Source organism: Psychrobacter sp., from assembly GCF_041554015.1.
Lineage (GTDB): Bacteria > Pseudomonadota > Gammaproteobacteria > Pseudomonadales > Moraxellaceae > Psychrobacter.
The window spans coordinates 1-13,522 of the sequence record NZ_JBFFMS010000006.1 but is presented as its reverse complement, the minus strand read 5'-3'; the positions used below and the strand labels follow the sequence as shown (position 1 = coordinate 13,522).

The following is a 13,522-nucleotide window of genomic DNA, read 5'->3' as shown; positions in this document are numbered from 1 at the left end:
GACATAAGCATAATTTATCGCCTATTATGTATGGTATAAACTGGTTTACAGTCTATTATAAACAACCCTAGCCACTGCTTATGTGTTGATGTTTTTAGTGTTAACATTATTTGATGCTAAAAGTGTCGCAAGTGGCTTTAACCGATTATCATCCGATGCAATGACATTGATGAGGAGCATCATGAGATTTTTTTCTTTACGCCCGACGAGCAAAGCTGTATTTCTATCTATGGGCTTAATCGCTGCTGTCGGTATGAGCGTTAACGCCCAAGCAGCAACGGTGAACGCTGCAAAAGCGCAAGCGACAGCCCAGAAAGACAGCGTGGCGCGTTTAACGCCTGCCAATAGTACAGATGGTATCATCGCATTAGTGAATGAAAACGCGATTTTAAAAAGCGATCTTATCGCGGCTATTGCTCAGACACAGGCACGTGCAAAAGCGGCAGGCGAACCTATTGCCAATTCAGCACAATTACAGTCAGAAGTATTAAATGCGCTTATTTTGCGTGAGTTACAGCTGTCATTGATTAAACGTGTTGGATTAACTCCTGATGAAGCGGCTATCAATAAGCGCTTAGAACAAATAGCAAAAGCGGAAGGTCTCAGCAGCATCGCCGCTTTGCAGCAGCGCCTAGACTCAGCTCAATCGGGCAGCTATGCGAACTTGCGCGCGCAGCTGATTGAAGATGCCGCGATTCAGGCTTTACAACAACGTCAGATCACCAATCGTGTTCGTATCAGTGAGCAAGATATTGATGCATTTTTGGCATCCCCTGAAGCCAAACGTTTGAATCAAAGTGAGTATCAGACTGTCCATGTTCGTGTGCCATATATGGATGACTATAGTCGCCTATCAGATGCACAGCGTAATGAAGCCTTGAAAGTAGCACAAAACCTACGTACACGCCTGCTTGTACCAAATGTCGATGTGGCTGAAGCGATAGCAGCCAGTCAAGGCAGTTATCCTATTCCATTACAAGGTGGCGATATGGGCTTTCATAAAGCCGCTGCCCTCCCAACTGAGCTATCCAGTGAAATTACCAAGCTTGAAGTTGGCGCTGTGAGTGCGCCTTTAGTTACACCTGAAGGCATTGATATTATCAAGCTTGCCAATAAAAAAGCCAGCGATACCATGCTTGTACCTCAGTGGCATACCCGTCATATCTTGGTTAAAGTCGATGAGCTACAAACCGATGCCCTTGCCGAGCAAAAAATCAATGATCTCTATAATCAGTTACGTAACGGTGCGACTTTTGACAGTCTAGCGTCAACCTATTCAGACGATCCTGGTTCAGCAGGGCGCGGTGGCGATCTAGATTGGGTTGGTGAGGATCAAATGATTGCGCCGTTTGAAGCGATGATGAAAAATACCGCGGTCGGTGACTATTCTGCCCCATTTAAAACGCAATTTGGTTGGCATATCCTTAAGATTGAGGGTAAACGCCAGCAAGATGTCAGCGATGAGTATCGCCGCACGATGGCGCGTCAAGCGCTATACCAACGCTTAGCACCGCAGGCAAAAGAAGATTGGCTGCAAGAGCTACGTGCCGGCGCTTACATTCAAGTACTGGGTTAATCGTTAAGCGGACAATAGCGATTGAAACGTGCTTAAAAGGGTATATGTTGATGCATATACCCTTTTTTATGCTTTTTGATTTTTATTTATGTGAAAATGATAGCAGGTACATAAACGCTCAAGCATAAAAACGACGAGAAAAAATATATAAATCGATAACTTAAGCACAAAGAAAAGCCCCGAACCTAGGGCGATTGGTTCGGGGCTATGGTTTTTCATCTCGTTATTATTATCTCTTCCGTGTTGACTCATCCTAAGTCATAAACAGTAATCCATGAGACAGTGGGCTGTCCTGTCCTATTATTGATACTGTCTCAACACTACATCCTTGTGTATCCTTGTGTTGATGGATGTATTCTAAGTCAATTGATTAGTAGCGACTAGAGGCTAAAGACCTTATTTAGCGTAAGCATTTGCTTACGTCTTCATTGCTTAACCAACAGAGCGTTTTGCGCCCTAAGCTTCTTTTGCGTCACCATTTTCTTCAGCTTCTTCATGCTCTTTAGATACCTTACAACCTTCTTCTTTGCCAGCTTCGATCTTATTTTCTGCCTCTTCAAAATCGGCAGCCTGTGCGCTAGGCGCATTTCCTTCTTGATTGCTCTCTTCCTCTGGCTCATATTGCAATGTGGTCATCACAGGAAAGTGGTCAGAGCCAATCGAGGGTAAACGCTCAATATCGATAACCGTAAAGCAAGCACTATGGAACAGATGATCCAATGCCCAACGTAAAAACGGATAGTCGACATGAAAGGTATTGATAAAATGGCGTCCAATGCGTGGATCTAGTAGCCCTGAAATACGTTGAAAGCGACGTGTGGTCTGAGACCAAGCAACGTCATTAAGATCACCTGCCAATATGGCTGTTTGCTTATTGTCTTTAATATGTTTACCAACCATCAATAATTCAGCATCGCGAGTCGTCGATTTATCAGCTTCTGTGGGACTCGGTGGCATCGGATGCAAGCAATACAGCCAAATGACGCGCCCACCTTGTAATTGTAGCTGAGTATGAATAGAAGGTATGTCATCAATGATCAAATATTTAATTTCAGGGTCTATCAGCTCAAGCTTAGAATACAGATGCATACCGTATAGATTATCCAAAGGTACTTTGACCGTATAAGGGTAATCAGACTCAATTTGACCAAGCGCTTTTTCCCATTTCTCATCACTCTCTAAGGTAATCAAAATATCAGGCTGTTTCTGCTGTACGAGCTCAACCAATTTATAGGTATCATCATTGGTCGTCAGTACATTTGACACCATAATTTTTAACTGATATTCCTCAACATTCGGCTTGTCTTTGGCATTTTGTACTTCTTTCTTCCATAAAATGGTATAGGGTAATACCATCCTCAACTGAAAGGATAACGTAATACTTAATGCTGCAAACAACAGCCATTGTTCTAACTGCCACTGAGGTCCAAATATCACCATACCAAGCCAAGCAATAATGCCAAGTATCATAATTTGAATACGAGGAAAATCCACACCGCGTACCCACCAATTATCAAGTGGCAGCCATCCCCAAATAGTGACAAACGCAATGAGCCCTGCCAATCCTTGCGCACCGTAATATAGAAAGGAGAAATCCATAATATGTATCGACCATTGATTGTGTTAATTGTTATGGTTATTTAGCGCCTGTAATATCTGAACGGTAACTCTCGCAATAGAGCACATACAAAAATATTCATATAAAAAATATAGCAAGTAGACAGCTTAAGAGGATCGTTAATAATGATGGTTTACTTTAGCATTCCAGCACCCCTACGCCTACTATCAGACACTAATTACCTAATAGATACTATAAAACATTACAATGATAATGCCTGTTTCGATACTTATTTCAATACCTATATAGTCGCTTTCAATTAGAACAGATAGCTATGTGGCAACGCGCAACTGGTAATTTTTTTTGGCATGCCTATGCCGACAATGGTGGCGTAACATCCGTATTTTTTGCTGTATCGTTTGAATGCTAAATTTACTATAGCCATAAGTGAGATTTTCATTTTATCAGCAGTCAACATGATTGCTCACTTATTAACAAGGTAAGACTAATACCATAACGCAAGGTTATAGCCAACATAATAAATAGTGCCAACGAAACCCTTTAAAACTAACAAAAAACCTTGCTTTTTGGGGCTATTCACGGCATTGTTATTGGTTGGCGATGCAACAATTTATTGTAAAAAGGATTGAGTTTGATGCGTGATTTAACAGTAGGCTTGGTAGGCTGGCGCGGTATGGTCGGGTCAGTATTGATAGAGCGTATGATGGAAGAAAAAGACTTTGACGGTATGACACCGGTGTTTTTTTCAACCAGTAATGCAGGCGGTGATGCGCCAAGTTTTGATGGTATTAAGCCCAGTCAACTAAAAGATGCTCATGATATTGAAGCCCTTGCTGCTTGTGATGTGATTATTACCTGCCAAGGTGGCGACTACACCTCAAAGGTACATCAGCCGCTGCGCGATAGCGGTTGGACTGGCTACTGGATTGATGCGGCAAGCACTTTACGCATGGAAGAGGACAGCATTATCATTCTTGATCCGGTCAATCGCACCGTTATTGATAGTGCACTTGCTGAAGGTAAAAAAGATTTTATCGGTGGTAACTGTACCGTATCACTCATGCTAATGGCCATCGGTGAGCTGTTTAATAAAGGCTGGGTTGAATGGGTCAGCGCCATGACTTATCAAGCGGCAAGTGGCTCTGGCGCTAACAACATGCGCGAGCTTATCGAAGGTATGGGTGTATTGCGTGATGCCGTCAAAGATGAGCTTGCCAATCCTGCCAGCGCCATTCTTGAGATTGATAAAAAAATCGCTCAGACTCAGCGCTCAGAGGATTTCCCTAAGCAATACTTTGGCGTGCCATTAGCCGGTAGCTTAATTCCTTATATTGACGCGCAGTTAGAAAACAAGCAGTCTCGTGAAGAGTGGAAAGGTGGCGTCGAAACCAATAAAATCCTTGGCAACTCTGAAGCAGATAAGATTGCTATCGATGGTATGTGTGTCCGCGTTGGTGCCATGCGCTGTCACGCCCAAGGCTTAACCATTAAGCTTAAAAAAGACATTCCATTAGAAGAGATTGAAGCAGCGCTAAAAAATAGCGGTAATGAATGGCTAGATGTGGTCGAAGACAATAAAGAAGCGGCCATGAACCGCTTAACCCCTGTTGCAGTGACGGGCACTTTAACGGTCGCACTAGGTCGCCTGCGTAAGCTTAATATGGGGCCTGAGTATCTAGGGGCATTTACCGTGGGTGACCAATTATTATGGGGCGCGGCTGAGCCATTACGCCGTATGCTAAATATCATCCGTGAGCAAAATAGCTAAACGTTATATGCTGAATTTAGATATAAAAAAGACAGCAATCGCTGTCTTTTTTTATGAATGATTTTTGCTGATAAGCAATCATGATTTCATTGCGTCACATTGCAGTGTATTGCGACACATCGCGGCGCATCAATGGCAGCGTCCATGGTAGATTATAGTGATAGCTGAGAGAACATCTTTTCATCTGTCTACCGAGCAAACTTCAATAACCAAAAAAAGCCTAACAATGCTATAATTAGCGCTATTTTCATAGCTCATATAGCGGTTATCTTATGCAATTTGTCTTACATAAAACGGCCAGCGGCATCACGCGCGCACGTCGTGGCACAGTTCATCTCAATCATGGCGACGTACAGACGCCTGCCTTTATGCCAGTCGGTACTTACGGTACCGTTAAAGGCATGTTACCGCGTGATATCGAAGCGATCGGCGCTGATATTATCCTTGGTAATACTTTTCATTTATGGCTCCGCCCTGGCACCGATATCATTGATAAATTTGGTGGCTTGCATAAATTCATGCATTGGGATAAACCTATCCTTACCGATTCAGGCGGATTTCAAGTATTTAGCCTTGGTGCGATGCGTAAAATCACCGAAGAAGGCGTGACTTTCAAATCGCCTATCGATGGCGCTAAAGTATTCTTGTCACCAGAAAAATCGATGCAGATTCAATATAGCTTAAACTCTGATATCGTGATGCAGTTCGATGAGTGTACGCCTTATCCAGCGACCCATGATGAAGCCAAAAAATCTTTAGAGCTATCATTACGTTGGGGACAACGCTGCGTTGATGAGCATAAAAAACTTGGCAGTACCAATGCATTATTTGGCATCATCCAAGGTAGTATGTATGCTGATTTACGCAAGCAGTCACTTGAAGGTTTGCTTGAGATTGGCTTTGATGGTTATGCCATTGGTGGCTTGTCTGTTGGCGAGCCAAAAGAAGAGATGATAGAGGTTCTAGATTACATCGCAGATGATATGCCAGCCGACAAGCCGCGCTATTTGATGGGCGTTGGTAAGCCTGAGGATCTCGTTGAAGGGGTACGACGCGGTGTCGATATGTTCGACTGCGTGATGCCAACCCGTAACGCGCGTAATGGTCACTACTTCGTCGCAGGCGACGCTGATAATGCAGGCGTGGTACGTATACGCAACAGTCAATATCGTACTGATGAAGGTCCATTAGACCCTGAATGCGACTGCTATACCTGTCAGAATTTTAGCCGTGCTTATTTATCACATCTGAATAAATGTAAAGAGATGCTGGGCGCCCAGCTCGCAACGATTCATAACCTGCGTTATTATCAACGTTTGATGCAAGGTATCAGAGATGCCATTGAACAAGATAGCTTTGATGAGTTCGTTCATGAGTTCTATAGTAAACGTGGTCAAACAGTGCCAGAGCTGAATTTGCGTTAAACGTTTTTAGAGCCATTCGATAAAGACCGTATAAAATAGACTGGTTAAAACATAAAAAGGGCTTAAGAAATATCTTAAGCCCTTTTTTATTCGCTAAGCTTTAGCAAGTTAAGTATCAATAATAAATGATTAGCCTACTAGAGCAGCTACGAATACTACGACAACTGCAATTGGCGCTACAAACTTAGTAACGATTTGCCAAATCTGCCAAGTGCCATTTGATAAATTAAGTTCTTGCTGAATACTACGTTGATCCATTTTCCAAGCAAAGAATACAATGCCTGCAAGACCAGTTAACGGCAATAAGAACTTACTGGTCAATTTGTCAAGCGCATCGAAGATGCCGTTACCCATAATTGTGAAATCGCTCCATAGGTTAAACGACAATAGTGCTGCGATACCCAATATCCAGATCACAGTACTAGCAGCAATAGTAGACATCGTACGGTTCATCGATGTACGCTCTTCTAAAAACTCGACACTTGGCTCTAGCAATGATATCGATGATGTCACAGCAGCGAAAGTAATCAATAAGAAGAACAAAGTACCGATAATTGTACCACCAGCCATGCCACCAAAAGCTATCGGTAGACTGACAAAAATCAGACCAGGACCTGATGCAGGATCAAGACCATTACTAAAGATGATTGGGAAAATTGCCAAGCCAGCGGCTAAAGCGATGACCGTATCTAGGATAACAACCGTACGAGCGGTTTTTAGCAAGTTCACTTCACGACCTAAGTATGAACCATACGCTACCATAATGCCCATACCAATAGATAGAGTGAAGAAGGCGTGACCTAGTGCAGCAAGCATCACATCAACTGTCAGCTTACTTAAATCAGGCGCAAATAAATAATTAACTGCTTCGCCAAAACCACCATTTACGACGTTGTAGCCAACGATGATAAATAAAATCACACCCAGTAATGGCATCATGATTTTCGCAGCGTTTTCAATACCGCGTGTCACACCGATACCGACGATAAGCGCGGTAATGATCATAAATACAGTATGCCAAATAGTCAATGTACCTGCTGATGCTAGCATTCCATCAAAGGTTGCCGCAACAGAATCACTGTTTTGACCGGCAAAACTGCCTGTGCCAACTTTAGTGATATAATTCAGCGCCCAGCCACCAATGACACTATAAAAAGATAGAATTAAAAACCCACCTAAGATACCGGTAGCACCCACAATACCCCAGCTACTAGACTTGCCTTCACTTACAGCAACATCTTTAAAAGTATTAATAGGGTTCTTTTGACCGCGGCGACCAATTAGCCACTCAGCAACCAATACAGGAAAACCAACCAAAGCAATACAGAACAAATAGGCAATAACAAAAGCTGAACCACCACTCTCACCTACCATATAAGGGAACTTCCAAATGTTTCCTAATCCGACTGCCGAGCCTACTGCTGCCAGTACGAAGCCGAAACTTGAGCTCCACTGCGCATGATCTTGTTTATTACTAGCCATTTTTTCCTTCCTCATGCTTCAATTAATATTGCTTATAATCATCCTTGATTATTATAAATAGCTATCCATAATGTCTGACTATTTACTCTACGCATCAATGTGACGCATCTAGCAACATTAAGAAAGAATTGTTTACATTGTTGTAGAGGCTCAGTTTCTGCTAAGCAACCAAAAAAGTCAAGTATTCATAAATATAAAAAGCCATAACTAATAGTTATGGCTTTTTATATTTATGATTCATGTTGATAAGCTCTGGTATAAATATTAACCCTAACTTCAGGGGCAGTTCTGCTCTATCAAAGTGACATTTAGCGCACGACACCGCGGCGACTTTTCTGTAGCGAATCGATTAAAAACTCAATTTTTGGCTCTTTTGGTAATAACTCTTGCTTTAATACTTCAAGCGCTTGCACCGTGGTTAATCCAGTTCTAAAAATAACTTTATAAGCTTGACGCAATATATTAATGGTTTCTTTGGACCAGCCTTTACGGCGCATGCCTTCAATATTGAGTCCGTGCGCCTTGGCAGGATTACCTGAAACCATAGTAAACGCCGCCACATCTTTTAATATCAATGTTGCGCCGCCAACCAAACTGTAATCATCGATCGTACAAAACTGGTGAATGCCCGAGTTACCACCAACAATAATATGATTACCAATGGTAACGTGACCAGCAACGCCGACATTATTAGCCAACACATTGTGGTCACCGATCAAGCAATCGTGAGCCACATGGGTATTGACCATGAGCAAGTTATGACTACCAATCTTAGTCAAGCCACCATCTTGCGCAGTACCACGGTGTAAGCTACAGGCTTCACGAATGGTATTATGATCGCCAATCTCAAGCCAAGTGCGCTCACCTGCATATTTTAAATCTTGAGGATCTTCACCAATACTGGCAAATTGATAAAACTGATTGTGCGCACCGATACGAGTCAGCCTTGTAACCACCACATGGCGATGCAAAACGGTATGGGCGCCAATTGTCACCTCGTCGCCTACGATACAATAAGGACCGATGGTCGCGGTTTCATCAATCGTAGCAGACGGTGAGATGAGTGCTGTTGGATGGATCTGACTCATAATAGAGGCCTTTGTATCATCGAATGCAGATAAATTAGTAGGATAAATACAGACAGCTTAGTGTAGTAACGACTCTAAAGCTGTCTCTGTTAAAAAAATGATGATAATGAAGAGAAATTAACATCATGGTGTAAATATTTTATGCATTGTTCAAAGTAACTAATGCCGTTTATTGCTCTTGGCGGGCAATCATAATTTGTGCACTAACCGCAAGTTCATTTTCAACATGTACAGTACAATCAAACTTATAAATACCCTGCTTTTGCATCACAATTTTAGAGCGGATAATTAGCTGATCACCTGGGATAACGCGGCGTTTAAAGCGCACTTTATCAACCCCTGCAAATAAGTATAAATAGCCATCTTCTGCCGTCAGCCCTGCACTAATAAAACCAAGAACGCCTGATACCTGTGCCATGCATTCAACCATTAGTACGCCTGGCATAATAGGCTCATCAGGGAAATGCCCATTAAAGAATTCTTCGTTAATTGTAACATTTTTTATACCCGTGATGCATTCCCCTGGTGTACAAGAAACAATCTTATCTACCAATAGAAACGGATAACGATGCGGCAAATAATGCTTTAAAGTATGATAAGTTAATGGCAATGTTAACCCTTGTTCAGCCAAGCTTTTGATGTCTTCTGCCGCTGGGGTATCAATATTGCTAATGCTCATAGTCGTGCTTCCTTGCTGTATTTTAAGTCTTGCTTGAAAGTAAGTCTTTGCTAATTTTTTAGGAGGATAAATTGTCTAAATATAAATCTTCTTTAATTCTATGATCTGTTCAAAATAAAAGTAATGCGTTATAGCTATGTATAGCTGCTATGCGCGAATGGGATAAATTCTTCTTACTTGCTATGCCTACAAAGGCTACGAAAAATCCATCCCAGTCACAGTTATCGATTTTAAAAGTGATTCTACTATAAGGCTTTAAGTGTTAGTCACGCCCAAGCTTGCGAAAACGAACAGCAGCACGCCGCCAGTTAGCGGTTGGCATAGCAGCTGTTCCAGACGAATACGATCCAGCGGTGGTAATGGACTTAGTGACCATGGTCATCCCAGATAAGGTAACATCATCTACGATGACAATGTGACCTGTAATCCCAACGGCGCCGCCAATAATACAGCGTTTGCCAATAGTAGTACTACCTGCAATACCTGTGTGAGCCGCGATAGCGGTACCATCACCGATACGGACGTTGTGTGCCACTTGTACGAGATTGTCAATAATAACATGATTCCCGATCACCGTATCATCGATGGCACCGCGATCAATACAGGTTTGACTGCCAACACGTACATGATCGCCTATCACTACACGCCCTAACTGTGCAATACGCTCCCAGCCTGTCATACTAGGATTGCTGGTGGGTGCAAAACCAAAACCTTCTGAGCCGATACTCACGCCAGCATGCAATCGGACATGACTGCCAATGATGCAGTCGTGCCCTATTACCACTTGTGGTTTGATGACGCCATCGGTGCCGACGACAGTACCGTCTTCAACAGTCACCTGAGCTTCAAGCACGCAACGATCGCCAATCTGTACCTGCTCACCGATGACACAAAAAGGGCCGATAGCTACCTGATTGCCGATCACTGCACTGTCGGCGATGACAGCCGTCGGATGAATGCCACTTACTAGGCGCTGACGAGCGAAAAGCTGGCTTGCGCTGGCATAAGCCAGATAAGGGACAGCAACGATTAAAGCTACCGTACCATCTGGGACTTCATGGCGATGATCCGCGGTGATGAGTACAGCGCCAGCCTGAGTGTTTGCCAAACTTGTAAGATAATGAGCGTTGCTCAAAAAACTTAACTGCCGGCTATTAGCCGTCGTTAAATTACCGATACCCTCTAAGCTTAGAAGGTACTGCTTAGCGTTTAGCTCAGCTTTATTAAGGACAGGCTGACGCTGCTCAATCTGGGAGATAAGTTGCTCAATCGTTATCATAGTCAGTATTAGTATGGGTATGAATAAGAGGGTCGCCAAGTTGAGATATCATCTTGACGACCGGCTGAATCTAACAAACGCTTCAATTACCTAAAGGGCTAAATAACAACTATAAAACCCTTTATATAGTAATAGGCAATGAGTGGCTACTTAGAAAGTATTACCAATTTGGAACTGGACCTTTTCAGTCTCATCACCTTCTTTATCACCGATAGGTACGGCATAGCTTAGAGAGATTGGACCAATGGGCGTATACCAAGTGACACCTAAACCAGCACTAAAGCGCAATTTATTATCTTGGGTCAGTAATTTTACAGGACTACCATCTTTATTTTCATAAGGAGCACCTGTTTTAGGGTTGATAAAGTCACGATCTTCTTTATCCGTGGTATCAAACACCTGACCACCTTCAGCAAATAGTACCGGACGTACTTGATCTGCCCAATCGCCTTTAAATGGCATCGGCAAAATCAATTCAGTACCAAAGCTGACTAGCGCATTACCACCAACCTCTTCGTCTTGAGCATAACGTGTCTCTTTATCAATTGCATCAGCATAACTTTGTGATTTAGGCCCTAGTGTTGATGCTTCATAACCACGTACTGAACCATAGCCACCGGCATAGAAGTTTTCATAAAATGGTAAATTATTACCATAACCAAGCTTGGTATAGCCGCGAGCAACCCAGTCTTTATAGATAGGTTGATAGATATTGCCACGATAGACCAACTTCTGATAGCCAGCATCACCCATACCAATGGTCGCATCGACTGTATGGCTCATGCCTTTATTTGGGAAAACGGGGCGATCTAATGTGCTGTAATCCCAACCAAATAGCAGGTTATAACTTTGATAATCATTTTTAAAGCCAGTACGATCATTATCAAAAGGTGTCGTTTCACCACCATCGTCAAGAATCTGCTGAACGCTTGATATACCTAAACGGCTACCGCCACGTACTGTAGTGTTATCGACGTTTAAGCCTGCACTCACGCGTTTGGTTTCATCAACTGGATAGCTATAGTTCAGCGTCGCACCATACGCATCCGTAACATAATTACTAACGTTGCGATCATCGTACTTGGTTTCACGATAGTAGGCACTGATACCTTGTGAGACACCATTTTCTGTAAAATACGGATCCGTATAGCCCAAGCTATAAGAATCACGGGTTTCTGAGCGCGATAAAGAAGCTTTAACACGGTCACCAGTACCCATAAAGTTATTTTGGGTCAAATCTAACTGGAAAGTAACACCGCCACTTTGTGAATAACCAGCAGCAATGGTTGAGCTACCAGATGGCTGCTCTTCAACCGTATAATTTACATCGACTTGATCAGGCTGGTTTGGCACCGGCTTAACATCGACGCTAACGTTTTTGAAAAACCCTGTACGCATCAGACGCGTACGTGACAGCTGAATCTTATCACTAGATGCCAGCGACCCTTCTAACTGACGCATTTCGCGACGTAATACTTCATCTTGGGTCTTTAAATTACCGGTAAAGTTGATACGGCGCACATAGATAGGACGTGCAGGATCAATATAGTAATCAATATCGACGACTTTGGTCTCGTCATTGATACGCGGTACGGGTCTGATTTGCGCTAAATAATACCCTTCATTACCATAACGACTCTTAAGCGCGGCTGTCGTGGCATCAAGCTTGGCTTGTGAATACTTGTCTTTAGCATTAAAAGTCACCAGCTCTTTTAGCTCACTGGTTTCAAAAGTTGGCTTACCTAAGAAATTGATTTCGCCAAATTGATATTGCTCGCCCTCGCTAAGACTGACTTCGATAAACACATTGTTCTTATCTTCGCTGATATTGAGCACGGCATTGTCTACTGAAAAACGCACGTAACCATCATTTAGGTAAAGGGCTTTTAGATTTTCTAAACTTGCCGCCAGCTTCTCTTTCGCATAGCGATCAGATTTAGATAGCAAACGCGTCCAAGAGCTTTCTTTTACGGCAAAAACTTCTTTAATTTCTTTATCGCTAAAGTGTTTATTACCAATGATATTGATATCGACGACTTTGGCAGGCTTACCTTCAATAAAGCGCACGTCAAGTTTGACGCGGTTACCATCTAGTAGCGTTTGATCAACTTCAATATTACTGTTGTAGTAACCTTGGCTGATATATTGCTGTTGTAGCTCGTTGGCAACGCCTTGTAGGGTTGCTTGCTTGAGCACATCACCAACAGACAAGCCTGCATTACTCAGACCTTGCTCAAGTCCTTCTTTTGGAATGAGCTTATTGCCATCAAAATTCACTTCAGCAATTGTCGGACGTTCAACAACATCAAAGCGTAGCTTGCCACCTTCAATACGGCTTTGAATATCAGCAAAGTTTTCAGTCGCATATAGCGCCTTGATACTGGCAGCCAAATTGGCATCATTGACCGTATCGCCCACCGTAATCGGCAGTACTGGATATAAACTATCAGGTGTTAGGCGTTGTAGACCATTAAAGCCAATATCAGTGACCACAAATTCTGCAGCGTGAACCGGCATACTCATCATTGCTACAACTAACGGCAACCCAGCCGCGCTCATAAATAAAGGCGTACGCATAAACACTATCCGTCAATAAAAAACTTGCTTAAGTTAAGTTGAAAAGCACTTCTTGCCCAGACTCTGCTGC

9 protein-coding genes are annotated in these 13,522 nt (G+C 42.8%); 3 read left to right on the top strand and 6 right to left on the bottom strand.

Features of this window, described 5'->3' with window-relative positions:
- Positions 1 to 181: 181 nt before the first annotated feature.
- Complete coding sequence (locus ABYU67_RS03140; RefSeq protein WP_372843563.1) at positions 182 to 1,576, top strand: peptidylprolyl isomerase; 1,395 nt, start codon at positions 182 to 184, stop codon at positions 1,574 to 1,576.
- 456 nt (positions 1,577 to 2,032) lie between these two features.
- On the opposite strand, the gene ABYU67_RS03135 is transcribed toward ABYU67_RS03140, so the two are convergent.
- Positions 2,033 to 3,175, bottom strand: coding sequence for an endonuclease/exonuclease/phosphatase family protein (locus ABYU67_RS03135; protein WP_372843562.1), 1,143 nt, complete (start codon positions 3,173 to 3,175; stop codon positions 2,033 to 2,035).
- Between the two features lie 614 nt (positions 3,176 to 3,789).
- Here ABYU67_RS03135 and asd point away from each other — a divergent pair.
- A complete protein-coding gene (gene asd / locus ABYU67_RS03130) occupies positions 3,790 to 4,923 on the top strand; it encodes an aspartate-semialdehyde dehydrogenase (protein ID WP_372843561.1) in 1,134 nt (377 codons plus the stop codon).
- Between the two features lie 272 nt (positions 4,924 to 5,195).
- Positions 5,196 to 6,347 carry a tRNA guanosine(34) transglycosylase Tgt gene (gene tgt / locus ABYU67_RS03125; protein ID WP_372843560.1) on the top strand — a complete coding sequence of 384 codons (1,152 nt, stop codon included), beginning with the start codon at positions 5,196 to 5,198 and terminating at the stop codon, positions 6,345 to 6,347.
- Between the two features lie 129 nt (positions 6,348 to 6,476).
- Here the strand turns inward: tgt and ABYU67_RS03120 are convergent, their stop codons facing one another.
- From ABYU67_RS03120 to bamA, 5 genes are all read right to left on the bottom strand, one after another.
- On the bottom strand, positions 6,477 to 7,829 hold the full coding sequence (locus tag ABYU67_RS03120; RefSeq protein ID WP_372843559.1) for a sodium-dependent transporter: 1,353 nt from the start codon (positions 7,827 to 7,829) through the stop codon (positions 6,477 to 6,479).
- Between the two features lie 308 nt (positions 7,830 to 8,137).
- Positions 8,138 to 8,917, bottom strand: a complete 780-nt coding sequence (gene lpxA / locus ABYU67_RS03115; protein ID WP_372843558.1) for an acyl-ACP--UDP-N-acetylglucosamine O-acyltransferase — start codon at positions 8,915 to 8,917, stop codon at positions 8,138 to 8,140.
- 169 nt (positions 8,918 to 9,086) lie between these two features.
- Positions 9,087 to 9,596 (bottom strand): 3-hydroxyacyl-ACP dehydratase FabZ, encoded by a 510-nt coding sequence (gene fabZ, locus ABYU67_RS03110; RefSeq protein WP_372843557.1) that lies wholly within the window; start codon positions 9,594 to 9,596, stop codon positions 9,087 to 9,089.
- Positions 9,597 to 9,858: 262 nt separating this feature from the next.
- Entirely contained in the window at positions 9,859 to 10,875 is a 1,017-nt protein-coding gene (gene lpxD / locus ABYU67_RS03105) for a UDP-3-O-(3-hydroxymyristoyl)glucosamine N-acyltransferase (RefSeq protein ID WP_372843556.1), read from the bottom strand.
- Between the two features lie 150 nt (positions 10,876 to 11,025).
- Complete coding sequence (bamA, locus tag ABYU67_RS03100) at positions 11,026 to 13,452, bottom strand: outer membrane protein assembly factor BamA (RefSeq protein ID WP_372843555.1); 2,427 nt, start codon at positions 13,450 to 13,452, stop codon at positions 11,026 to 11,028.
- Between the last annotated feature and the right edge of the window lie 70 nt (positions 13,453 to 13,522).

Bases quoted from the DNA above. Each gene is read 5' to 3' on its own strand.
- ABYU67_RS03140 (WP_372843563.1), top strand. From the start codon at position 182: ATGAGATTTTTTTCTTTACGCCCGACGAGCAAAGCTGTATTTCTATCT.
- ABYU67_RS03135 (WP_372843562.1), bottom strand. From the start codon at position 3,175: ATGGATTTCTCCTTTCTATATTACGGTGCGCAAGGATTGGCAGGGCTC.
- asd (WP_372843561.1), top strand. From the start codon at position 3,790: ATGCGTGATTTAACAGTAGGCTTGGTAGGCTGGCGCGGTATGGTCGGG.
- tgt (WP_372843560.1), top strand. From the start codon at position 5,196: ATGCAATTTGTCTTACATAAAACGGCCAGCGGCATCACGCGCGCACGT.
- ABYU67_RS03120 (WP_372843559.1), bottom strand. From the start codon at position 7,829: ATGGCTAGTAATAAACAAGATCATGCGCAGTGGAGCTCAAGTTTCGGC.
- lpxA (WP_372843558.1), bottom strand. From the start codon at position 8,917: ATGAGTCAGATCCATCCAACAGCACTCATCTCACCGTCTGCTACGATT.
- fabZ (WP_372843557.1), bottom strand. From the start codon at position 9,596: ATGAGCATTAGCAATATTGATACCCCAGCGGCAGAAGACATCAAAAGC.
- lpxD (WP_372843556.1), bottom strand. From the start codon at position 10,875: ATGATAACGATTGAGCAACTTATCTCCCAGATTGAGCAGCGTCAGCCT.
- bamA (WP_372843555.1), bottom strand. From the start codon at position 13,452: ATGCGTACGCCTTTATTTATGAGCGCGGCTGGGTTGCCGTTAGTTGTA.